Below are 22620 nucleotides of genomic sequence, written 5' to 3' on the forward strand. Positions count from 1 at the left end.
TGCAAGATGCTCGTTAGCGCGGCATGTTGAGGCATCGATTCAGCGACAGATCCCCATGCCCGAGAGCGCCATCCGCCCCCGCAAGGAATTCGGCAAGACCATCGCCGCCGACATCACGCATCGGCTGCGCGAGGAGATCATCGCCTGCGCCCTTCCGCCCGGCGAGCCGCTGCGCTTCGACGTGTTGCGCGAACGGTTCGGCGCGAGCTTCACGACGCTGCGCGAGGCGCTGACCGCGCTTGCCGCGGAAGGCCTGGTCGACGCCCAGGAGCAGCGCGGCTTTCGCGTGGCGCCGGTCAGCCGCCAGGATCTGGTCGAGGTCACCGATGCAAGGGTGCTGATCGAGGTGGAATTGATCCGCCGCTCGATCGGGCGGGGCGATGACGATTGGGAAATCGCCGTGATCTCCACCCTGCACAGATTGAAGCGAATCGAGCAGCGCGATCCCGAACACCCCTTGCGCGATCCCGAATGGAAGATCGCGCATCGCCAATTCCACCAGGCGCTGGTCTCCGCCTGCGGCTCGGCCACGTTGCTCGCCATTCGCGCCGAGCTGTTCGATCGCGCCGAGCGCTACCGGCATCTCTCCGCCAATTTCCGGCCGCGCCCGCGCGACAAGGCCGGCGAGCACCAAGCCATCATGCAGGCCGCCATCTCGCGCAACGCGGATCTCGCCGTGCAGCTGATCGAGACCCATATCCGCTCGACCTCCGACAACGTCGCCAAATACGCCGGCCATCTGCTCGACGCCGAATAGGCGACCTGCATTTCACGCGGCGGGCTTGCGCCCGGCTTCATTTTCGAAAATAATACGTCAGATCGAAAATCTAAACCCTTAATTCGAAACCCTTGGGGCGAAACCATGAAGCTGCTGTCGTTCTTGGATGGAAATCGGGAAAGCTGGGGCGCCGTTGTCGAAAACCGCGTTGTGGATCTGGGCCACTCCCTCCCCCAGTACCCGACGCTTGCGGACTTTCTCGGCAGCGATGACTACGCCAAGCGCGAGGCGATCGTCGCCGGGCACAAGCCGACGCTGGCGCTGAGCGACGTCAAATATCTGCCGGTGATCCCGCGGCCCGAGAAGATCGTCTGCGCCGTGCGCAACTATCTCGACCACCACAATGAAGCCGTGGCGTTCGGCATGAAGCGCGAGATCTCGGAATTTCCGCCGATCTTCCTGCGGGTCTGGCGGTCCCAAGTTGCGCACAACGCGCCGGTGATCCGGCCAAAAGTCTCGGACAATTTCGACTGGGAGGGCGAGCTCGCCGTCGTCATCGGCAAGGGCGCCCGTCACATCAGCCAGGCCGATGCGTGGAATCATGTAGCTGGCTATTCGATCTACAATGACGTCAGCGTGCGCGACTGGCAGCGTCATGCCCAGCAGATCGCCTCCGGCAAGAATTTCGTCGGCACCGGCCCGTTCGGACCGTGGCTGGTCACGCCGGACGAGATCGGCGATCCCACGAAGCTCAAGCTCGAAACGCGCGTCAACGGCGCGACAGTGCAGTCCTCCGACACTTCGATGCTGATCTTCTCGATCCCGCGGCTGATCGAATATTGCTCGACCATTTTCGACCTCGTGCCCGGCGACGTCATCGCCACCGGCACGCCGGCCGGCGTCGGCTTCACCCGCAAGCCGCCGATCTTCCTCAAGCCCGGCGATGTGGTCGAGGTCGAGATCGAGAACATCGGCGTGCTCAGCAATCCCGTCGTGGACGAGGCGTAGGGCCGCCGATGTCCTACGATATTCGCAAGACCGCGCTCAGCGTCGAGACCATCTGGCATGAGCGCGGCCCGCGGCTGGAGAAGCCGCTGCTGGTCGGAACCGCCGTCGCGGTGATCCGCAATCCCTTCGCCGGACGCTATGAGTCCGATCTGATGCCGTTCCAGGCGGCCTTGCGTGAGCTCGGGCGCGAGCTCGCCGGCGGGCTGATCGCACAGCTCGGCGGTGCCGAGCGCATCGAAGCCTATGGCAAGGGCATCATCGTCGGCGAAGACGGCGAGCTCGAGCATGGCGCCGTCTGGCACGAAGCCGGCGGCCACGGCATGCGCGAGGTGCTCGGTCAGCCGAAGGCGATCGTCCCGGCTGCTAAAACCATCGGCGGTCCCGGCACGCGCCTGATGGTGCCGCTCGGCCACATCCATGCCGCCTATGTCCGCAGCCATTTCGGCACGGCCGAGATGACGCTGTGGGACGCGCCACGGCGGGACGAGATCGCCTTCGGCCTCGTGATGGCCACCGGCGGCCGCCCCCACGCGCGCATCGGAGGCCTCAAGGCATCCGAGATCTCCGTGCATGACGGGCAGCGCTGAGCGCCGCCCGTCTCCGCGTCACAGGAAGCCGGTCGAGATCCACGGGATCGCCGCGACGATCAGCGTGCCGATCAGCAGGGCCACGATATAGCCGACGATCGGCCTGATACCCTCGTCGGGACTGATGCGGCTGATGGCGCAGGCCGCGTAATAGCCGACGCCGAATGGCGGGGCGAACAGGCCGATGCCCATCGCGAGCACGACGACCATCGCGTAGTGCACTTCGTGCACGCCGACCTGGCGGGCGATCGGAAACAATAGCGGCCCGAACAGGACGATGGCGGGGATGCCTTCCAGCACGCTGCCCAGAATGACGAAGGCGAGGATGGTCACGCCGAGAAAGACAGGCGTTCCGCCCGGCAGCGCCGTCATGAACTTTGCAAGCGATGCCGAGAAGCCCGATTGCGTGAGAGCCCACGCCATCCCTGTCGCCGCGCCGATGATCAGCAGGATCGCGCCTGATAGTGACGCGGTCTCCACCAACATCGGATAAAGCCGGCGCCAGGCGAACTGACGATAGATCAGAAGCCCGGTGAAAACCGAGTAGACGATGCCGATGGTCGACACCTCGGTCGCGGTGGCGACGCCCTCGACCACTGCGGCGCGGATGACGAAGGGCAGCGCCATTGCCGGAATGGCAATGACGAAGGCGCGGCCGATCTCCCTGCCCGTGGCCCGCTTCACATGCGACAGGTCCTCGCCCCGGTATCGCCACCAGACCACGGCGCAAAGACCGACGGCGAGCACGATACCGGGCAGCAGCCCCCCGGTGAACAGCGCCGCGATCGACACGCCCGTCACCGAGCCGATGGTGATCAGCACGAGCGACGGCGGAATGGTCTCGGTCTGGGCTCCGGTCGCCGCCAACAGCGCGACGAGATCACCGGGCCTGGCGCCGCGCTTGGTCATCTCCGGAAACAGCACCGGCGCCACGGCGGCCATGTCGGCCGCCTTCGAGCCGGAGATGCCCGACACCAGGTACATCGCGCCGACCAATACATAGTGCAGGCCGCCGCGCACGTGGCCGAGCAGGCTGGCGAGAAAGCCGACCATGGCCCGCGCCATGCCGGTCATCTCGATCAGCAGGCCGAGGAACACGAAGAGCGGCACAGCCAGCAGGATCAGATGGCTCATGCCTTCGTCCATGCGCCCGATGATGACCACATCGGGCGTGTTCGTCGTCAGCGCCAGATATCCGACGGTAGCAAGACCGAAGGCAAAGGCGATCGGCACCGCCGCCAGCACCATCGCGCCGACGATGATCACGAAGAAGATCAGCAGGTTGAGATTGCCGAGCGGTTTCAATACCGGCGCGATGACGACGAGCGCGGCGATGATGCCGGCGACGAGCACCGCGGCCGCCAGCAGGCTGCGCAAGCTCGAGATGCGGGCGAGCCGCAGGACCGCCGCGATCAGCATCAATCCGATGCCGACGGGTAACGCGGCAGCCCGCCAGCTGTTGACGATTTCGAGCGCCGGCGTCGTGACGAACACCTCGTCGGCCGCGAACTCGTAGGCGGGATGGATCACCAACAACAGGAACGCCAGCGATGCCCCGGCGGCAACAACATCCAGGAAGGCACGGGCGTTGGGACGGAGCATGCCGATGATGGCCGTCATCCGCATGTGCTCGCCGCGCTGGAACGCGATCACCGATCCCAGCATGGCGAGCCACAGGAACAGGATGCCGGCGAGCTCGTCGGCCCAGATGATCGGAGCGTGAAAGACATATCGTCCGACGATGCCGGCCGACAAAACGACGATCTCGGCGAGCACCAGGAGTGCCGCCGGGATCGCAACCACATGACCAAGCACCTTGTTGGCCGCGACGGCCCAGCGGTGCACACCGGATTGAGGCGCCGCAACCGCGGTGCCCTGATCGATCCCTGGCATATGGTTGATCGCGGTCATGACAGCTTGCCCGCCGCTTTCTCGAGCTGAGCCCAGGCCTCATCGCCGAACTTGGCCTTCCAGTCGGCGTAAAAGCTGGTCTTCGCCAGGGCCTGGCGGAACGCGCCGCGGTCGACGTCGATGAACTGCATGCCCTTGGCGGTCAGATCGGCGCGCAAGGACTCGCTGAGCTTGCCGACGTCGGCGCGCTCCTCTTTGGCCGAGCGATCCAGCTCGCGCGTCACGATCTCCTGCACATCCTTCGGCAACTTTTCGAAAGCGCGCTTGTTGCCGAGGATCCAGTAATTGTCCCAGACATGCCCGGTCAGGGAGCAGGTCTTCTGCACCTCGTACAGCCGGGCCGTTGCGATGATGGGCAGCGGATTTTCCTGACCGTCGACCACCTTGGTCTGGAGCGCGGAGTAGACCTCGTTGAAGTTGATCGGCGCGGGGCCCGCCCCGAGCGCCTGGAACAGCGACGTCAGATTGGGAGCGGCCGGCACGCGCAGCTTGAAATTCTTGAGATCGTCCGGCGTCCTGATCTCGCGGCCGGACGACGTGACGTGGCGGAAGCCGTTATCCCAGGGGCTCGACACCGCCATGATCGGCGTCCGCGCGATCTGGGCGCGGATATAGGCGCCGAGCTCGCCATCCATCGCCTTCCAGACCGCGTCATAGTTCGTGAAGAGAAAGCCGAGGTTGACGATGCCTGCAGCCGGCACCAGCGTCGCGAGGATCAGCGAGGACAGGTTGAAGAACTCGACGCCGCCGTTGCGGACCTGCGTCAACAGGTCGGTATCCGACCCGAGCTGGTTCGCCGGGAACAGGTTGATCTCGAGCCGGCCGCTCGTCGCCTCGCGAATGCGGTCGGCAGCTTCCTTGGCGCGGATGTTGACGGGATGCGTCGGATCCTGCCCCGTCGCGAGCTTGTAGGTGAATTCCGCGGCCGAGGCCGGGCGGGTGAGAATGGCACATAGCGGCACCGCGGCGCCGGCCATGAGCAACTTGCGGCGGCTCAGAGTTCTCGGCTTGCGCAAGGTCATCGTTTCCTCCTGTCGAACGTGGATTGGTTGATCTAAAGGCGGCTCTTCACCGCCCGTGTTGCTGCTGGCCGGCTCTCGATGCGCCGGCATTGGACAGCAGCCGTCGTTTCTTCGCAGCGGTGCTGCGAAGCATGTCGGTCGTGGATCGGGAGGGCGGGCTGCTAGCGCAGCCACTCCTTGATCTGCCGCTTCACTTCCGCGGTCGAGATGCCGTAGCGGTCGTGCAAGGTCGGCAGCGCGCCGGCGGCGAGAAACTCGTCGGGAAGTCCGATCTGGCGGAACGCGGGATGAACGCCCGAGCGCATCAACAGCGTCGCCACGGCCTCGCCGAGCCCGCCGATCACGGTGTGGTTCTCGGCGACGACGACGAGGCGGCCGGGCTTGCCCGCTTCGCGCAGGATCGCTTCGGTGTCGAGCGGCTTAATGGTCGGAACGTGCAGGACGCCGACGCTGACGCGGTCGTCCGCGAGCGCCTGCGCCGCCTCCAGCGCGCGCATGGTCATGATGCCCGAGGAGATGATCAGGACGTCGCTGCCGTCACGAAGCGACGCAGCCTTGCCGAGCTCGAACCGGTAATTGTACTCGTCGAGCACCAGCGGCACCTGTCCGCGCAGCAGGCGCATATAGACCGGTCCGCGATGCGCGGCGATCGCGGGCACGATCTGCTCGATCTCGTACGCATCGCAGGGATCGATCACCGTCATGTTCGGCATCGCACGGAACAACGCTAGATCCTCGGCCGCCTGGTGGCTGGGTCCATAGCCCGAGGTCAGGCCGGGTAGCGCGCAGGCGATCTTCACGTTGCGGTCTTCTTCCGCAATGGTCTGGTGGATGAAGTCGTAGGCCCGGCGCGAGGCGAACACCGCATAGGTCGTCGCGAACGGCATGAAGCCTTCGGCGGCGAGTCCCGAGGCGGCGGCGAACAGCAGCTGCTCGGCCATGCCCATCTGGTAGTAACGATCGGGAAAAGCCTGCGCGAAGATGTGCAGATCGGTGTATTTGCCAAGATCGGCGGTCATGCCGACCACGTCCTCGCGGCTGCGGGCGAGCTCGACGAGCGCGTGGCCGAAGGGGGCGGGCTTGGTGCGCTGGCCCTCCGCCGCGATCGAGGCGATCATGGCCGACGTGGTCAGGCGCGGCTTGGCCGATGGGGTTCCGGCGGACTTCATGGTTGGTCTCCCGCGTCCAGTGCAGAGAGCGCGAGCTGCCATTCATGCGGCTCGACGCGAATGAAATGGTTCTTCTCGCGCTGCTCCAGGAAGGGAACGCCCTTGCCCATCAGCGTGTCGGCGACGATCATGCGAGGCTTCGCCTCGCCATGCGCCATCGCGGCATCGAAAGCGCCCACCACCGCGTCGAGATCGTTGCCGTCGACACGCTGCACGAACCAGCCGAAGGCCTCGAGCTTATCGACCAGCGGCTCGAAGCCGAGCATCTGCTTGGAGGGACCGTCGGCCTGCTGGTTGTTCACGTCGACGATTGCGATGATGTTGTCGAGCTTGTGATGGGCCGCAGACATGATGGCTTCCCATTTCGAGCCCTCGTCGAGCTCGCCGTCCGAGAACAGGGTGAAGATCCGCGCCGCCGAGTTCTTGCGCTTCAGCCCGAGCGCCATGCCGACGGCGATGCCAAGGCCAAGGCCGAGCGAGCCGCCGGACATCTCCATGCCCGGGGTATAGGAGGCCATGCCCGACATCGGCAGACGACTCTCGTCGAATCCGTAGGTTTCCAATTCCGCTTCGGGGATGATCCCGGCCTCGATCAAGGCCGCGTAGAGTGCAATCGCATAGTGTCCGTTCGACAGCAGAAAACGGTCGCGGCCTTCCCAAGCCGGATCTTCGGCGCGAAAGCGCATCGCGTGGAAATAGGCCACCGCCAGCACGTCGGCGATGTCGAGCGCCTGGGCGATATAGCCCTGGCCCTGGACCTCACCCATCAGCAAGGCGTTGCGGCGGATATTGCGGCCGCGCTGTGCCAGCGTCGGTGCGTTCGGAAGTGTCGGTGTTGCCATGTCTATCTCCTCCTCGCTCAGTGGATCAGCATGCCGCCGTTCACATCGATGACCGCGCCGGTGACATAGGCCGACAGGTCCGAGGCGAGGAAGGTGTAGATGCCCGCGACGTCGGCGGCCTCGCCGAGTCGGCCGAGCGGTATGCCCTCGAGGATCTTCGTCCGCATCTCGTCGGTGAGCTTGCCTGCGGTGATATCGGTGCCGATCAGACCCGGCGTCACGCAATTGACGCGGATACCGTCGGGCCCGAATTCGCGGGCCATCGCCTTGGCGAGTCCGAGCACGCCGGCCTTGGCTGCCGAATAGTGCGGTCCGCCGAAGATGCCTCCGCCGCGCTGGGCGGAAACGGACGACATGCACGCGATCGATCCGCTCTTGCGCTTCTGCATATGCGGGATCACGGCCTGCGACAGGAACAGGATGCCCTTGAGGTTGACGTCCTGGATACGGTTCCAGTCTTCAGGCGTGATGTCGAGAAGCTTCACCGGCTGCGTCACGCCGGCATTGTTGATGAGGATGTCGATCTGGCCGAACCGCGCGATGACCGCTTCAACGGCCTTGATGCAGGCCTGCTTGTCGGTGACGTCCAGGGCGAGACCAAGATGCGGCTCGCCAATGCTGGATTCGATCCCGCGCGCGGCGGCTTCCGCCGCCGAACCGTCGATGTCGAGAATGGCGACCCGCGCGCCTTCGGCCGCAAAGCGGCGGGCCGTTGCAAGGCCGATGCCCCGCGGCGAGGCCGCTCCGGTGATGATGGCTGTCTTGCCGCGTAGCAGCATTGTGATCCTCCCTGAACGGCTGTTGCCGGCACCAACGGCGCCACTGTTCTTGACCCGTTGATTATGCCCCTGCCCCGTTTCCGACAAACGCGCTGTTGTCTTGCATAGGTGAATTTGGTTCACTCGTCGGATGCTGCTTTCCAGTATTCCGATATCGTCCATCCGCGCGTTCGAGGCGGCCGCACGCACCGGCTCGTTCCGGGATGCGGCGAACGAACTTCATTTGACGCCGAGCGCGGTGAGCCACGCCATCCGCAAGCTCGAAAGCGCGATGGGCACGATATTGTTCGAGCGGAGCGCCCGCGCCGTCCGTCTGACGCCGGCGGGCGAGAACCTGATGCGTCATGCCGGCGCCGCCTTCGACAATCTGCGGCGCGGGATCGAAGAGGTCGCGGGCCGCGGCCCGCAATTGCTGAGAGTGCACTGCGCGCCGAGCTTTGCCGCGCAGTGGCTCGCGCCGCGCCTCGCCCGTTTCATGGCCGCAGAGCCCCAGCTCGAGGTCCGGCTTGCCGCCAGCACGGAATATGCCAGGTTCAGCAACGACGATTTCGACATCGACATCGTCTACGGGCAGCCGAGAGCCGAGGGAGTCGAGGTCATTCCGCTCGGCGAAGAGACCGTGACGCCGCTCTGCACGCCCGAGCTCGCGAAGAAGATCCGCAAGCCGACGGACCTGCTCGATCAGGTGCTGATCCGCTCGGAAGTGAAGCAGGTGCAGTGGCACCAATGGTTCACCGCCAACGGGCTCGAAGCGCCTGCCATTCATGGCATGCGCTTCGATCGCAGCTTCCTGGCGATCGCGATGGCGTCGAGCGGCCTCGGCGTGACGCTGGAGTCAACCCGGCTTGCCGAACGCGAGATCGCCACAAGGCGGCTCGTTGCCCCCCTCGCCGGACGTTCCGTCGACATCCGCTATATCGGCCATCACCTGGTGTTCCCGCGCGCGAGCCAGCAGCGGCGACCGATCCGCGTCTTCGCCGAGTGGATCACGCGGGAGGTGGCGGTCGCCGGCCCGGCTTCAAGCCGGTCGAGAGTCAGGTAGACGGGCTGACGGCTCGGGCTTTGATCGCTCAGTGGATCCCGCACCGGCAGCGCTCGTAATCCGCGGGGTCGTGGCTGTTGACGATCGTCACGCGATCACCGTGATCGCGCTTCAGCGCGCGCAGCCGGGCCTGGTTCGCGATCCGCATTGCGCGGTCCATGTCGCCGCGGCGCTGGAAATAGCCGAGCATCAAGGGAACACGCGGCGACGCATCGAGCTGGCCGTGGTGGAAATAGCTGTCGCCGGCATGCAGCAGCCAGGTGTCGCCCGAGCGCACCGCGATGCCGCAATGGCCGAGCGTGTGGCCGGCAAGCGGGATCATCAGGATGTCCGCCTCCTTGTCGCCGAGCGGGCGCACGCCCTTGAAGCCGAACCAGTCCTCGCCGGCTTCACCGTAGAATTGCCAGCGCGGACCGTGGCTCCACTGCCCCGTGACGTAGCGGCCTTCCGGAGGCGCGGGCTTGCGCAGCACCGCCATGTCGTATTCGGCGCGATGGACGTGGATCGCGGCATCGGGAAAGTCGGGCACGCCGCCGGCATGATCGCGGTCGAGATGCGTCAGCAGCACGTGACGCACGTCGTTCGGTGAATAGCCGAGCGCCCTCACCTGCTCGGCTGCCGTTTCCGCGGGATCCAGCTTTGGCGCGGTCTGCCGCACCCAGCGCCGCCCCAGCCGCTCGGGCGAGGCGATATCATCGAGGCCGATCCCGGTGTCGACCAAAGCCAGCCCGTCATTCGTCTCCATCAGCAGGCAGTGGCAGACCAGGCGGGCGCGCTGGAACAGGCTGCCGCTGCCGTTCACCAGGCGGCGGCCGATCGGGCACATCGTGCCGGTGTTGAGATGGTGGATCTTCATCGCGTATCCCTGCCTGTTCGTGAGCAGGACGCTCTTGTCATAGTTCGATCCATAGGTAAAATATCGAGTATTGATATTATCTCTAGGCCAATCCTATGGATATCCGCGAGCTTCGCTACTTCGCCGCCGTCTACCGCGAGCGCAATCTGACCGCGGCGGCGCGTGCCTGCTTCGTGTCGCAGCCGTCGATCTCGAACGCGATCACCAATCTGGAGGCGGAGCTCGGCACCACGCTGTTCATCCGACACAAGAAGGGCGTCGCGCCCACCGCCTCGGCCGAGCGGTTTCATACGCTGGCGCGCCGCATCATCGACGAGGCCGATGCCGCGCGCAGCCTGTTCAAAAAGCCTAGCACGAAGACCACGGTGACGCTGGGCCTGATGCGCACGCTCGACGTGCCCCGGACCATCGCGCTCTTGAAGCCGCTGACGGCGCGCAACGACATCGCGCTTCGCCTCGTCGGCAGCGACGAGCCCGCCGATGCGCGCATCATCGCCAAGAGCATGCTGCGCAACGACGAGCATTTCGTCGCGCTGTGGAGCGAGCGTTATGTCGCCGCGCTGCCGCCGTCGCACCCGCTGATGCTGAAGGACAAGCTTCGGATTGCCGATCTCGCCGGCGTTCCGCTGATCGACCGCTGTCATTGTGAACAGAGCGCATTCTTCGGCCGCAATGCGCAGCGCCGCCAGACCGCGGCGATCGCGCAATCGGAGGATTGGGCCATCGCGCTGGTCGCCGCCGGCGTCGGCATCGCCATCGTCCCGGAAGGCGTGGCGAAGGGCAATCTTGATGTCGCGGTGCGCGAGATCGAGGTCAAGGTGAAGCGCGAGGTCGGCCTCGCCTACCGCGCCTCGGTGCCGCTGGCGGATGCGCTGAAGGAGTTTGTCGGGAAGCTGCAGAAGCAGCGGCGGCCGGATCGAACCAAGCGCCGGGTCGGCGCGCGCAAGACGCTCAGCCCTTCGAGATGACCGCACGTCCATAGGGCGGTTGCGCCTGGACCGGCGGGTTGGCGGTCTGGGCGGCGAGCTCGCCGATCAGGCGGTCGGCGTCGGCGGCCATGCCGTCAGGGGCCTGGATCACCAGGCGCTCGAGCGCCCAGCGATAGGACGAGATGCGCTGCTCCAGGCATTGCTGCACCCACTGCACGATCAGCGAGTTCTCCTGCATCCGCGCGACCGCGTCGTCCCTCTCTCTCGGCGAGAGCGCGGAGACGCGCGCCATGCTGGCATTGCGTTTCCTGTCGAGGTCGATGACGCGGATCGCGCTGGCGAAAAACGGCTCGAAGCGGGTGATGTCGTTGCGCACGTCCTCGATCAGCTGCGCATAGCGCGAGGAATGCGAGCGGTGCGGCTCGTCGATCAGCGTGCGGCCGTACATGGTGCGGTCGAACACGATCTTCTGCCGCCAGGGTGACGGCAGCGCCTTGTAGTCGCCGAACACGCTCTTCCAGGCGGGGCGCGACAGCGGCGGCTCGATCATGGGATAGGCGAGGTCGCGCAGCTGGCGCTCCTCGTCGGTGAGCTGGAATTGCGAGGGACCCAGGCCGACGCTGCCGGTGGCTTCGGCCCCTAACCAGCGATGCATGTCGTCGCTGCGCATGTCAGCGCGGGTGCGGCCGAAATCGCCGCCGCTACAGGCGCCGAGCGCAGCGCCAAGCAGCGTGAGCAGCACGGCCGATAGGACAGACCGGATCTGGCGGATGGTGTCCGGCATTGCAAAGGCCCGAAATCAGCGACGACGACGACGGCGCCCCGGCGCTGTGCCCTGCTCCGGCCCGTGATCGCCGCTGGTTTCGTCTGCCTCGCGCTCGATACGGATGACGGGAAGGATCAGGATCGTTCCCATGTCCGCGCGCGGAGCGACATCCCCCGACGAGCCCACCCGGCGACCGGCCGGAAATTCAATGATGGTCCCCATGTCAGCTCTCTTCAATTGCCGCGCGACCGAGCGCGCTCATGCAACATGCATTCATTAAGATCAGTTCATGGTTAACGGGGTGTAAACGTTGCGGTCGGACCGTAACCGCACGGGCCGACCGCGACGTCCCGTTGCGGCACGGGATCGCTTCAAATCGAGCGTTCGGCTTCACGCCTCGTTTTCCTTAACGAGCCTTTAAAGGAGCATGCGATAGGCTGGCGGGCAGTATCTCTTCCAGGTCGCGTATCCCTCCATGACCAAGTCGCTGTTTCCCGGATTCGACGGGCTGATGTCCCTCTCCCGTCGCGAAGGCGTCGATGTTCGGCCGACGCTGCTGCGCGTGCTGACCGACCTCTATGTGCAGACGCGCATCCACAGCGACGACGAGCAGCGCCAGTTCACCGAGCTCGCAACGCGGCTGATCGACCAGGTCGACGATGCGACCCGCGCGGCCATCAAGGCCAAGCTCGCAATCTATCCATCGACGCCTGTCCCGGTGCTGCAGAAGCTCGGGCTGGTCGCCGCACATGAAGGCCGCAGGGTTCCACTCGCCCGCGAGATCCCCACGCCCGCACCCGCCCCCTCGCCGGCCCGCACGCCGACCGACGCCGAGCTGCGCATGGCCGCCAATATGGCGATGCAGCCGAAGGACGCCGCCGAGATCCACGACATGTTCTTCCGCGCCGGCGCCTCCGAGCGCGCGCTGATCCTGCACAATCTGGCGCAGACCCCGCTGAAGGCCGCGCCCCGCATTCCGACCGTGCGCGCCAAGCGCGCGATTCAGATCCTGGAGATGGCGGCGATCGCGGGCGACATCGAGAATTTCACCCTCGAGCTCGGCGACAGCCTGATCCTGCCCTCGCGCGTCGCAGCCCAGATCGTCGATGATACCGGCGGCGAGGCGCTCGCGGTCGCCGCGCGCGCGCTCGACATGCCGAGCCCGAACTTCCAGCGCATTCTGCTGTTCTTCAAGCCGGAGATCGGCACGTCCGTGAACGAGGTGTACCGGCTGTCACGGCTCTACGATCGTCTCAGCGACCGCTCGGCGCTGGTGATGCTGGCAGCCTGGCGCGGCTCGACGCTCGCCGTTACCCGCGCAAAGTACCAGTCGTCACTGCACGACGGCGAACGCCAGCGCGCCCGCGCGGGCGCGAGCCAGACCCGGCCGGGCGTGCAGCCCGGTGCAATGCCGCCGCGCCGCACCGGCACCGACGGATCGTCGGATCGGTGATTTGCTCGCGCGCTGACGCTGAGCGTGAGGCGCACAGCATCTCTCTTAGCTCGTGCCCCGGACGCGGCGCAGCGCCCCCGGCGATGCGAAGCATCGTCCGGTGCGATGCGCTGCTGAGCCGGGGCCCATCTCTCCGCGTTCGTTGATGCCGCCTTCTGGGTCCCGGCTCTGCACGGCAACGCTGGCGCGTCGCCGCTTGTCCGGGACAAGGAGCAGCAGTTACGTCTTCGCCAGTTCCAGGAAATGCCGGCCCGCACGGTCCTCGGTCTCGACGATCCAGGCGTCCGGATCGAAGCGGATTTCCTTGGCGAGACGCTCCTCGATCGTGTGCTCGGGCAAAGATTGCTGTGCGACCGGCACAAAGAAGCGATCGACGGGACGGCCATCGTCGTAGACGGTCTGCGGCGCCGGCGCGTAGAGCATCGCATGGCCGTCGAGCAGCGACACCTTCACGAACACCGCGCCCGCCTCCTCGGCGCCGCGACGGCGCACCGCGCCGAACACGCCCTCGGTCTGGCACCGGCGCAGGTAAGCCGCGACCCATATGTTGGATTTCAAACGCATGAGTCGAACGATAGGCCAGCGCGACGCGCGCCGCCAGTCTCAGCGTCCGATTGTCACGCCTTGCTTACACCTCGCTCGCCGTTGATCTGGCGCGCGACGAGATATGACAGCGGCATCGCAAGTGCGAATCCCACGGCCACCGCATAGGGGATGTTCCTGATCGCGTCGGCGGCGACGCTCGGCACCATCAGCACGACGATCAGACTGACGCCCGCCAGCGTCGTACCCAGCATGATCCAGACCAGAACCGAGACCTTGAACATGACAACCTCTCTTCTTCGTTGAAGATGAGCGATCATGTTCCCCGAAGCTGTCGGCCGTCATTGATCCCAAGCAAATCGCCCGCGCGCGGGCGCGGCGGCGCGCGATGCCCGGAATTGATCGGCGTCAATGACAGCGGGCGGTGGGGTTATTCGACGGGATGGCCGATTGCGGCGCCGAGCTCGCGCAGCAGCCGGTCGGACAACTGGCCGGTGACCTGCATCTTGTGCTCGCGCTCGAACTTCTGGATCGCGGACTGGGTCTCGCCGCTCATCGTGCCCGTGATCTTCAAATTCCCGTAGCCATATTCGGACAGCGCGCGCTGCACGCCGGCGATACGCCGTGCGGCGGGGCTCTGCGGAACGGGAATCGGCGCGGGCGGACGCATGGCGGACGGCGGCGTCGAGGTCGTCGCCTTGACCAGATTGGTCATGGGATCACTGCCCGCGCGCGGCGTCGATGCGGTCGCCTCGACGGGCTTTTCGGGTGGCTTCTCGGCGGCTCGCTCGGCAGGTTTCGGCTCGGCGCGGAACTCCGTCGCGCGCGGCTCCAGCGGCGAGGTATCGGCGCCGACCGGGCGCGGACGCGGCATCGGGTTCGACAGCGCCACGGAGGACGGTGCGGGAAGATTGATCACGGTGCCGAACATCGGCGCCGGATGCCGGCCGGTCTGCAGGAACAGCGCATTGGCAACGATCGCGCCGATCGCGGCGACGGCGACGAGACCGGCGAGCGTGTCCTTCGGGCTGTGCAGCAGCACGCGCATCACGAGGTTGCGCTCGGTCTCGACATCGACGACCGCGGCCTTCGCGCCACGGCGGCGCGGAGCGGTTTCGTCCTTGGCAGACTTCTTAGGCACTTTTCTTCACCAGAGCGGGTTGGTCGTGAGTTTGGTCCTGAAGGTCCTGGCGCAGCACCGGCGTCAGCGTCGCGACCTTGCTCTCGGCCGGCTTGACTTGCGCCGGCGTGTAGACGAGCGGCAGCCTGACGGTGACGGCGGTGCCCTCTCCCAATCTGCTTTGTACCGTCAATTCGCCGAGATGCAATGCCACGAGACTCTTCACGATCGAAAGTCCGAGGCCGGTTCCCTCGTGACGACGCTGATAGGTCTTGCCGGCCTGGAAGAACGGCGCGCCGATGCGCTTGAGATCGTCGGGCGCGATGCCGACGCCGGTGTCGCTGATGCGCAGCGTCAGCTGGGAACCCGACACCGAAGCGGTCACGGAGACCTGACCGCCACGCTCGGTGAACTTGATGGCGTTGGCGACGAGATTGAGCACGATCTGCTTGAACGCCCTGGGATCGCCGGTCATGACAGGCAGATCCTGCGGCGCGTCGGTGATGAGGTCGACGCCGTTCTCCCGCGCCTTCAGCGCCAACAGATTGCAGCAATGCAACAGCGAGGCGCGCGGCGCGAACGGCTCGGACGCGATCTCGAAATTGCCCGACTCCATCTTCGACATGTCCAGGATGCCGTTGACGACTGACAACAGATGCTGGCCGGAATCGTTGATGAGCTGGGCATATTCCTGGCGCTGGGCCGCCCCCAGCATCAGGGTCTGCTCCTGCGCGATCATCTCGGAGAAGCCGATGATGGCGTTCAGCGGGGTGCGCAGCTCGTGGCTCATGGTGGCGAGGAAGCGCGTCTTGGCGGCATCGGCAGACTCGGCGGCGGTGCGCGCCTGATCCAGCGCCTGCTCGGACAGCTTGTGGTCGGTGACGTCGCGCATCACGGCGACGACTTCGGCCTCGCGCGTGACGTCGCTATGAGGATTCTGGCCGATATCCCGGTCGAGCGGGCGGCAGCGCATCTCGACCCAGAGGAAATCGACCTGGCCGCGCTCCGAGCCGTCAGGCTCACGCCGCAGCCGGAACTCGATGCTGCGCACGTCGCCGCGCGCGGCATCGGAAAGCGCGGTGAGATAGGCCGGGCGATCGGCAACGTGGACGCGGTCGAACAGGCCATGCCCCAGCAGTTGCGCCACCGGCGTGCCGAGCATGGCTTCCGCCGCCGGCGAGATGAACTGCACCGCACCGTTGCGCTGATGCCGCGAGACGACGTCGCTCATGTTGCGGGCGAGCAGGCGATAGCGCTCCTCCTCGCGCGACAGCAACGCAACGCTGGTGCGCGCCAGTGATTCCGCGCCGAAGGCAAGGCCGGCGGCATAGAGCGTCGCCGAGACGACGCCGCACGCCATCAGCACGCCGCGTTCAGCAGTGCTGGTGTCTGCAACCGGCAGCCAGCCGAGCTGGCCGACGAGGATCAGGAGTCCCGCACAGGACAGCGCGAGCAAGGATGCGAAGGCGGCGACGCGGCGCGAGGCCGACAACGCGGCTTCGAGGGGAACCACGACCAGCCAGACCGCGGCGAATGATTCGATGCCGCCCGTGGTGCCCGCGACCGCCATGATCAGGCCGGCGAGCGCCAGCGACGACAGCACATGCGCGCCTTCGTAGCGGCCGGTGCGCGACAGGAACCAGGACAGCAGGATCGGCGCGATCAGCCAGGCGAACGCGGCGACCTCGACCGCGCTCGGTGCGCCACGCATGGCGAGATAGACCGGGAATGCGGCAAAGGCGGCCAGGCTGCCAAGCAGCCGCGGCGCCATGAAGGCACGATGACGCGCCCGCATCAGCGCATCGTAACGCGCGGAGGGATGCAGCAGTGCATCGAGACAATCGCGGATGATACTCAAAACTGTCACGGGTCTCGCGCTTCGGCTCAATCGTCTTTTGGAAGACGCGCCGCAACGCCTCCTTGTCGTTGAGCCACCGTGTCAGAGCGACCTTAAACGAGTGCTAAGGCGGCTCGGTGTGCGGCCGAACGCCGGGACATCGCGGGGCTTTTTAGACGATTTGGCGACGTCTTCGGCGAGGATGGTGAACACAGGGTTTCACGCATCCCGGCATGGTTTCGAATTGGTGGATATGCGCGCCAGCAAGATCACGGGCGCCCGCGTCAATCGAAAATTTACGACACCGTCGATCTCGAAGAATTTTGCGTAAATTTTCCGCGAATTAAGCTCAAGGCAATCACTTGCGATTTATCGAGAGTTGCTAGGTCGAAACGCGCGCGGACCATCGCCGCGGGCGGGATCTAACGAACAGGTCGATAAGATGCGCTTTCTGCTCCGCATCACATTCTGGCTCGGGCTGGTGCTGGTGCTCCTGCCCAGGGACAAGACGCCCGAATCGGAGAAGCTGCCCCAGATCGGTGCCGCCGACGCGGTGCAGGCTGCGACCGCGGCCGTCTCCGACATGACCCAGTTCTGCAAGCGCCAGCCGGCGGCCTGCGAGGTCGGCGGACAGGCCGCGACCATCATCGGCCAGCGCGCCCAGGACGGTGCCCGCAAGATCTACCAGATCATCAACGACAAGAAAGAGCAGATCTCCAACGACAAGAACGAGAAGACCGACAAGAACGACAAGAAGGCGCCCGACCACACAGGCTCGATCGCGATGGTCGGCGAAGGCGATGCCGCATCGACCGTGGCGCCGCGCGATACCCTGAGCCAGGACGACCTTGCGCTGGAATGGCGCGGCCCGGCGGCGGCGAATTAGCGCCCAAACCCTATCGATTTCATCTCCTCGCATCCTTATATTGGCCTTAACGGGAACACGGGCCAACATGACGACGATCGACGAAATCAGGGACAATTTCGAGCTTCTGGACGAGTGGGACGACCGCTACCGGTACGTCATCGAACTCGGCCGCACCCTGGAACCGATGCCCGAGGCGGAACACTCCGCCGAGAACAAGGTCAACGGCTGCGTCAGCCAGGTCTGGCTGCAGAAGCTGGTCGACCGCGGCCATGGCGCGCCGATCCTGAAATATCGCGGCGACAGCGACGCGCATATCGTGCGCGGGCTGGTCGCGATCGTGCTCTCGCTCTATTCAGGCCGCACGCCGCAGGAGATCATCGATACCGACGCGATCGCGGTGTTCAACGAGTTCGGCTTTCGCGATCATCTGACGCCGCAGCGCTCCAACGGCCTGCGCTCGATGGTCGAGCGCATCAAGACCGATGCGAAAGAAGCGCTGGCGGAAGCGTCGTAAGATGCTCTCGTAGGTGGGCAGAGCGGCTTGTCCGCCGTATCTCGAAGAGCGAAGGCGGAAGCGTGCCCACGATTTGCGCGTGACTGGAGAGAATTCGCGGGCACGTCGCGCAAGCGCGCGCCTTTGCCCACCCTACCAGAGCTGGCCGAGCGGACGGTCTACTTCCGCTTCCGCTGCTGCTGTCCGAGGCCCATCTGCTTGGCCAATTGCGAGCGCGCCACCGCATAGTTCGGCGCGACCATGGGATAGTCGGCGGGCAGGCCCCATTTCTCGCGGTATTGCTCCGGCGTCATGTTGTACTGCGTGCGCAGATGGCGCTTCAGCGACTTGAAGCGCTTGCCGTCTTCCAGGCAGACCAGATAGTCGGGCGCGATCGACTTCTTCAGCGAGACCGCCGGCTTGGCCGGCTCGAGCGGCGCGGTCTCGGTGCGGCCTGACGACACCCGCACCAATGCGCCATGCACCTGGCTGATCAGGTTCGGAATCTCCGTCGCAGGCGTCGGATTGTTGCTGAGATAGGCCGACACGATGCTCGCCGTCAGCTCGATGAAATTCTTCGCCCCAGCGTCCGACATCGGCCCGCCCCTCCACTTGCGCCTCACGGGATAGACGACGCCGAACTATTCCGTGTCAACAAGACGTTCGGCTGAAACAAGACGATGACCGACGCGGTGGCGACAACGGCGCTCTACTTCTGCGCGGCAGAGCTCAGGACCGCTGGTCGAGATGGGCGCGCAGCTCGTCGATCGAGGCAAAGCGCATCATGCCCTCCGGCATCTGCGCTTCGATCGAGCCGTCGGAATAGAGCGAATAGGCCATGCCGTCGACGATTCCGGATTTGAGCACGGTGACGGGCGGCTGCTCGACAGGTGGCGGTGGGGGCGGCGGCTCGGGTGCAGGCGGCGGAGCGGCCTCCGCAAAGGTCGATGGCGAGCGCGGCGGCGGCCGGCGCAAGGCGGCCGGCGGCTCCGGCGGACGCATGCGGTCCGGCTTCGGCCAGGCATCGTCAAAGCTTGCAGGCGGAATATCCAGGGCCTCAGCGGGCTCCGCAGGTAGCTGCGGCGGCGCGTCCTCAATGGCCTTCGCCTCCGCACGCTCCCGCTCCTTGCGCGAGGTCGAGGCGAACAACAAGTTGCGCCGGCGCGGCGTTTCCGGAGCCGCGGGCGGCGTTGGAGCTTCCGGCACCGGCGGCGTCTCGACACGCGGACGCTCGCGCGCGGCGGCTTCGCTCTGCCACGGCGGCGGGCCTGCGGCGGGTGGCGGCTCGATCCTTGCCGCCGCAGCGGCAGGCATCGGCTCGGGCGCAGCGGCGCTTGATGCGGCGAGGCCCGGCAGCACGGGCCTGACCCGAACCTCGGACGGCGCACCGGCCAGCCGGCGCGCGAGGCCCTTCAGTTCCGTGACCACGACATAGAGGCCGCCCAGTAACAATCCGGAGCAGACGGCGATCGTGCCCGAGATTATGAGGGGGCTGCCGAGGCTGAACTCCCTGACGGAGAAGCCAAACAGGATCGAAAGGAAGCCCGCCACGACGGCGAAAATCCCCGCGATCAACAATGCCAGATTCATCGAACTCACCCCCGGTCGCCATCCACACGCGACAACCGCTACGCCACGATACCGTCATCCGGTGTTCCACGCCAACGAGGAATCGTCGGTAGCGTTCCTAAAGGGAAGGAAATCAGGGACTTATTCACATTCCCTTCAGCTACGGCTCGCTACTGCTTAGACTGCTCTCAAGTAACCGGAATTGCTGCGTCGCATCAGGAATTTAGCCATAATGCCCAATTACTTGGTAATGGAACTGCGCTATAGGGAGTCCGGGGAGCAGGCCCGCGCGCACCAGCAGGGCCAAGAGGGGATTCCGGGGCACCGATAGCCATGACATCCATCACGACTTCGGCGATCGACACGCCTCTACGGCGCTCGGTCGAACGGACTTGCGACGATCTCGCCATGCTGGTGCTGGCCGCGGTCGCGGTCATTGCAGGCCTGACGTTCCGCGACTACGGCCTCGGCTGGGACGACTACACCCACGCTGAATATGCCGATTTGCTGCTGCGCATGTTCGGTTCCGGCTTCAAGGACACCGCGGCGCTCTCCTTCGCCAATCTCTACATGTATGGCGGCGGCTTCGACATGGTCGCGGCCCTCCTGCACAAAATCATTCCGCTCGAGCTGTTCGAGACGCGACGTCTGGTCGGCGCCATTGTCGGCGTGGTCGGACTTGCGGTGACGTGGCGGCTCGGCCGCCGCATCGGCGGGCCCCTTGCCGGTCTTGCCTCGCTGCTGCTGCTCGCGCTGTGCCCGATCTTCTACGGCCACATGTTCATGAATCCGAAGGATGCGCCCTTCGCGGTGGCCATGATCATCCTGATGCTCGGCCTGGTCCGGCTCGCCGAGGAATATCCCAAGCCGTCGCCGCGCACGATCCTGATCGTCGGCCTGGGTGCCGGCCTTTCGCTTGGCTGCCGCGTTCTCGGCGGGCTCGCGCTGGTCTACGCCGTGCTCGGCTTCGTCCCGCTGTTCCTGGAGGAATTGCGCAGCGAGGGCCTGCGCGAGTCGGTCCGCCGCTTCGCCCATGTCGTCTATGTGCTGCTGCCCGGCCTGGCGTTCGGCTACCTCGTGATGGGCCTGATCTGGCCGTGGTCGATCATGGAGCCCGGCAATCCGTTCGAGGCGCTGACCTACTTCTCGCATTTCTTCGAGAAGCCGTGGAAGGAGATGTTCGACGGCGCGATCGTGTCCGTGCCGGACATGCCCTGGTCCTATCTGCCGACGCTGTTCGCGCTGCAGCTGCCCGAGGTGATGCTGGTGCTGATGGCCGGCGCCGTGGTCAGCACCTTCGCGATGCTGCCGCGAAGCGAGGTTCCGGCGCGGCGCAAGACCATCATGCTGATGCTGACGCTCGCCGCAACCCTGCCGCTCGCGATCGCGATGGTGAAGCGGCCGGCGCTGTACAACGGCATCCGCCATTTCGTGTTCGTAATCCCGCCGATGGCGGTGCTCGGCGGCGTCGCCTTCGCCTGGGCCATGGAGCGCCTGCGCGCCAATCACCGCACCTGGCAGCCGGTCGTGCTCGCCACGTTTTGCTTTGGCCTTGCGCTCTCGCTCGCCGAGATGATCCGGCTGCATCCCTATCAGTACACCCACTTCAACCACATCGCCGGCACCGTCCGCGGCGCCGACGACCGCTTCATGCTGGACTACTGGGGTCTCGCGCTGAAGCAGGCCTCGGATGAGCTGCGCGAGCAGATCGTCGAGCGCCAGGAAGTGCCGCCGACCAATCGCAAATGGAAGGTCGCGGTCTGCGGTCCGCAGCGCCCCGCCCAGGTCGCGCTCGGGCCCGACTTCACCATCGGCTGGGATTCCAACGCGGCCGATTTCGCGATGACGCTCGGCGAGTTCTACTGCAAGGGCCTCACCGCGCCCGTGATGGTCGAGATCAAGCGCGACGACGTGGTGTTCGCCCGCGTCTACGACATCCGCGGCCGCAGCATTTCCAGCCTGCTGTCGATTCCGGCGCCGTAATAATTTCTCTCTCGTAGCCCGGATGGAGCGCAGCGAAATCCGGGACCTCTCGCGAGGCCCCCGCATTCCGCTGCGCTCCATGCGGGCTACGCTTGACTGCCGCGCTCCGAACGCGCCTTGCCGCCGCCCACCGCCACGTCTACGCTCCCTCCCCGCAACAACGATGTTCGGAGAGATCAGCCATGTCGCCAGCGGAAGCGCGCCTGAAGGAAGTGCCGTCTGATATGACGGAGGCCGAGTGGCAGCAACGGGTCAATCTCGCCGCCTGCTATCGCCTGGTCGCGCTGTACGGCTGGGACGATCTGGTCGACACCCACATCTCCGCGCGCGTGCCCGGTCCCGACCATCATTTTCTCATCAATCCCTATGGGCTGATGTTCGACGAGATCACGGCCTCGAGCCTCGTCAAGGTCGATTTGCACGGCAACCAGCTCTCCGAGAGCGAATACAGCGTCAACCCCGCTGGCTTCACCATCCATTCGGCGATCCACGAGGTGCGCGAGGACGCGATCTGCGTGCTGCATCTCCACACCCTCGACGGCACCGCGGTGTCGAGCAGCGCAGAAGGCCTGTTGCCGCTGAACCAGACCGCCCAGCTCGTCACCCACGACCTCGCCTATCACGACTATGAAGGCATCGCGCTCGATCACGACGAACGGCCGCGACTGCAGAAGGATCTCGGCGACCACAACCACATGCTGCTGCGCAATCACGGCACGCTCACGGTCGGCCGCTCGGTCGCCTCCGCCTTCGAGCGCATGTACCACCTCGAGCGCGCGTGCTCGATGCAGGTGCGCACGCGCGCGCTCGGCACGCCGGTCTATCCGGTCGACGATACCGCGATCGGCAAGAACACCGAGCTGCTCGCCAACCGCGACCGCGCCGAGCTGCGCGCCACCAACCTCGTGTGGCCGCCGCTGCTGCGCAAGCTCGACCGCGAGCTTCCGGGCTACCGGTCTTGAAATTTTTGGGATTTGGTGTAGGGTAGCGCCCAACTAACCTCTACGCCTTTTGGAATGAAACGCCGCCCAATTCCGGGCGGCGTTTTTATTTTGGGCGGTGGTCGCCACGACAGCAGAGCCGTAGGGTGGGCAAAGCGCAGCGTGCCCACGTTCTTTCGCAATT

At 65.7% G+C, this 22620-nt stretch carries 24 protein-coding genes; 10 read left to right on the forward strand and 14 right to left on the reverse strand.

Going from position 1 to position 22620, the window contains the following annotated elements; translation table 11 throughout:
- Positions 1–55 precede the first annotated feature (55 nt).
- The 3 genes from GA0061098_RS02830 (at position 56) to GA0061098_RS02840 (ending at position 2313) form a co-directional block, all read left to right on the forward strand.
- Positions 56–757 carry a GntR family transcriptional regulator gene (locus tag GA0061098_RS02830; protein WP_091953179.1) on the forward strand — a complete coding sequence of 234 codons (702 nt, stop codon included), beginning with the start codon at positions 56–58 and terminating at the stop codon, positions 755–757.
- Between the two features lie 105 nt (positions 758–862).
- Positions 863–1726: a fumarylacetoacetate hydrolase family protein gene (locus tag GA0061098_RS02835; RefSeq protein WP_091953181.1), complete on the forward strand. Its 864-nt coding sequence runs from the start codon at positions 863–865 to the stop codon at positions 1724–1726.
- A gap of 8 nt (positions 1727–1734) precedes the next feature.
- Positions 1735–2313 (forward strand): amino acid synthesis family protein, encoded by a 579-nt coding sequence (locus tag GA0061098_RS02840; RefSeq protein WP_091953184.1) that lies wholly within the window; start codon positions 1735–1737, stop codon positions 2311–2313.
- An 18-nt stretch (positions 2314–2331) separates the two neighbouring features.
- Here the strand turns inward: GA0061098_RS02840 and GA0061098_RS02845 are convergent, their stop codons facing one another.
- The 5 genes from GA0061098_RS02845 to GA0061098_RS02865 form a co-directional block, all read right to left on the reverse strand.
- Positions 2332–4224 carry a TRAP transporter large permease gene (locus tag GA0061098_RS02845; protein ID WP_091953187.1) on the reverse strand — a complete coding sequence of 631 codons (1893 nt, stop codon included), beginning with the start codon at positions 4222–4224 and terminating at the stop codon, positions 2332–2334.
- On the reverse strand, positions 4221–5246 hold the full coding sequence (locus GA0061098_RS02850) for a TRAP transporter substrate-binding protein (RefSeq protein WP_091953189.1): 1026 nt from the start codon (positions 5244–5246) through the stop codon (positions 4221–4223). The genes GA0061098_RS02845 and GA0061098_RS02850 overlap by 4 nt, the downstream gene beginning before the upstream one ends.
- Before the next feature lie 161 nt (positions 5247–5407).
- The gene (locus tag GA0061098_RS02855; protein ID WP_208610618.1) at positions 5408–6415 is read right to left on the reverse strand and encodes a transketolase family protein; all 1008 of its coding nucleotides are present in this window, start codon (positions 6413–6415) and stop codon (positions 5408–5410) included.
- Positions 6412–7257 (reverse strand): transketolase, encoded by an 846-nt coding sequence (locus tag GA0061098_RS02860; RefSeq protein ID WP_091953194.1) that lies wholly within the window; start codon positions 7255–7257, stop codon positions 6412–6414. Before GA0061098_RS02860 ends, GA0061098_RS02855 begins: the two co-directional genes overlap by 4 nt.
- A 17-nt stretch (positions 7258–7274) precedes the next feature.
- Entirely contained in the window at positions 7275–8036 is a 762-nt protein-coding gene (locus tag GA0061098_RS02865; protein WP_091953196.1) for an SDR family NAD(P)-dependent oxidoreductase, read from the reverse strand.
- Positions 8037–8169: 133 nt separating this feature from the next.
- Here GA0061098_RS02865 and GA0061098_RS02870 point away from each other — a divergent pair, with 133 nt between their 5' ends.
- The gene (locus GA0061098_RS02870; protein ID WP_091953924.1) at positions 8170–9078 is read left to right on the forward strand and encodes a LysR substrate-binding domain-containing protein; all 909 of its coding nucleotides are present in this window, start codon (positions 8170–8172) and stop codon (positions 9076–9078) included.
- Between the two features lie 28 nt (positions 9079–9106).
- On the opposite strand, the gene GA0061098_RS02875 is transcribed toward GA0061098_RS02870, so the two are convergent.
- Entirely contained in the window at positions 9107–9934 is an 828-nt protein-coding gene (locus GA0061098_RS02875) for an MBL fold metallo-hydrolase (RefSeq protein ID WP_091953199.1), read from the reverse strand.
- A 95-nt stretch (positions 9935–10029) separates the two neighbouring features.
- Here GA0061098_RS02875 and GA0061098_RS02880 point away from each other — a divergent pair, with 95 nt between their 5' ends.
- On the forward strand, positions 10030–10902 hold the full coding sequence (locus tag GA0061098_RS02880; protein ID WP_091953202.1) for a LysR family transcriptional regulator: 873 nt from the start codon (positions 10030–10032) through the stop codon (positions 10900–10902).
- Here the strand turns inward: GA0061098_RS02880 and GA0061098_RS02885 are convergent.
- The gene (locus GA0061098_RS02885) at positions 10886–11647 is read right to left on the reverse strand and encodes a hypothetical protein (RefSeq protein ID WP_091953205.1); all 762 of its coding nucleotides are present in this window, start codon (positions 11645–11647) and stop codon (positions 10886–10888) included. The genes GA0061098_RS02880 and GA0061098_RS02885 overlap by 17 nt on opposite strands.
- 15 nt (positions 11648–11662) lie before the next feature.
- Entirely contained in the window at positions 11663–11851 is a 189-nt protein-coding gene (locus GA0061098_RS02890; protein WP_018315770.1) for a hypothetical protein, read from the reverse strand.
- Positions 11852–12104: 253 nt separating this feature from the next.
- Between GA0061098_RS02890 and GA0061098_RS02895 the strand changes: the two genes are divergently transcribed.
- Entirely contained in the window at positions 12105–13082 is a 978-nt protein-coding gene (locus GA0061098_RS02895) for a DUF2336 domain-containing protein (protein WP_091953207.1), read from the forward strand.
- A 219-nt stretch (positions 13083–13301) separates the two neighbouring features.
- Here the strand turns inward: GA0061098_RS02895 and GA0061098_RS02900 are convergent, their stop codons facing one another.
- The 4 genes from GA0061098_RS02900 to GA0061098_RS02915 form a co-directional block, all read right to left on the reverse strand.
- Entirely contained in the window at positions 13302–13646 is a 345-nt protein-coding gene (locus tag GA0061098_RS02900) for a DUF1491 family protein (RefSeq protein WP_091953210.1), read from the reverse strand.
- 53 nt (positions 13647–13699) lie between these two features.
- Positions 13700–13909 carry a hypothetical protein gene (locus tag GA0061098_RS02905; protein ID WP_165637112.1) on the reverse strand — a complete coding sequence of 70 codons (210 nt, stop codon included), beginning with the start codon at positions 13907–13909 and terminating at the stop codon, positions 13700–13702.
- Positions 13910–14055: 146 nt separating this feature from the next.
- The gene (locus GA0061098_RS02910) at positions 14056–14766 is read right to left on the reverse strand and encodes a peptidoglycan-binding domain-containing protein (RefSeq protein ID WP_091953216.1); all 711 of its coding nucleotides are present in this window, start codon (positions 14764–14766) and stop codon (positions 14056–14058) included.
- Positions 14759–16612 (reverse strand): PAS domain-containing sensor histidine kinase, encoded by a 1854-nt coding sequence (locus GA0061098_RS02915; protein ID WP_165637113.1) that lies wholly within the window; start codon positions 16610–16612, stop codon positions 14759–14761. Before GA0061098_RS02915 ends, GA0061098_RS02910 begins: the two co-directional genes overlap by 8 nt.
- Positions 16613–17024: 412 nt before the next feature.
- On the opposite strand from GA0061098_RS02915, the gene GA0061098_RS02920 reads away from it, so the two are divergent.
- Both GA0061098_RS02920 and GA0061098_RS02925 read left to right on the forward strand, forming a co-directional pair.
- Entirely contained in the window at positions 17025–17468 is a 444-nt protein-coding gene (locus GA0061098_RS02920; protein WP_091953221.1) for a DUF5330 domain-containing protein, read from the forward strand.
- A 67-nt stretch (positions 17469–17535) separates the two neighbouring features.
- A complete protein-coding gene (locus GA0061098_RS02925; RefSeq protein ID WP_028142948.1) occupies positions 17536–17964 on the forward strand; it encodes a SufE family protein in 429 nt (142 codons plus the stop codon).
- A gap of 158 nt (positions 17965–18122) precedes the next feature.
- On the opposite strand, the gene GA0061098_RS02930 is transcribed toward GA0061098_RS02925, so the two are convergent.
- Positions 18123–18539, reverse strand: a complete 417-nt coding sequence (locus tag GA0061098_RS02930) for a Ros/MucR family transcriptional regulator (protein WP_007608200.1) — start codon at positions 18537–18539, stop codon at positions 18123–18125.
- Positions 18540–18672: 133 nt separating this feature from the next.
- The gene (locus tag GA0061098_RS02935; RefSeq protein WP_091953224.1) at positions 18673–19533 is read right to left on the reverse strand and encodes a hypothetical protein; all 861 of its coding nucleotides are present in this window, start codon (positions 19531–19533) and stop codon (positions 18673–18675) included.
- Positions 19534–19845: 312 nt separating this feature from the next.
- On the opposite strand from GA0061098_RS02935, the gene GA0061098_RS02940 reads away from it, so the two are divergent.
- Positions 19846–21495, forward strand: coding sequence for a glycosyltransferase family 39 protein (locus GA0061098_RS02940; protein ID WP_091953227.1), 1650 nt, complete (start codon positions 19846–19848; stop codon positions 21493–21495).
- A gap of 182 nt (positions 21496–21677) precedes the next feature.
- Complete coding sequence (locus GA0061098_RS02945; RefSeq protein ID WP_091953230.1) at positions 21678–22457, forward strand: class II aldolase/adducin family protein; 780 nt, start codon at positions 21678–21680, stop codon at positions 22455–22457.
- Positions 22458–22620: the final 163 nt, after the last annotated feature.

Source organism: Bradyrhizobium shewense, assembly GCF_900094605.1.
GTDB lineage: Bacteria > Pseudomonadota > Alphaproteobacteria > Rhizobiales > Xanthobacteraceae > Bradyrhizobium > Bradyrhizobium shewense.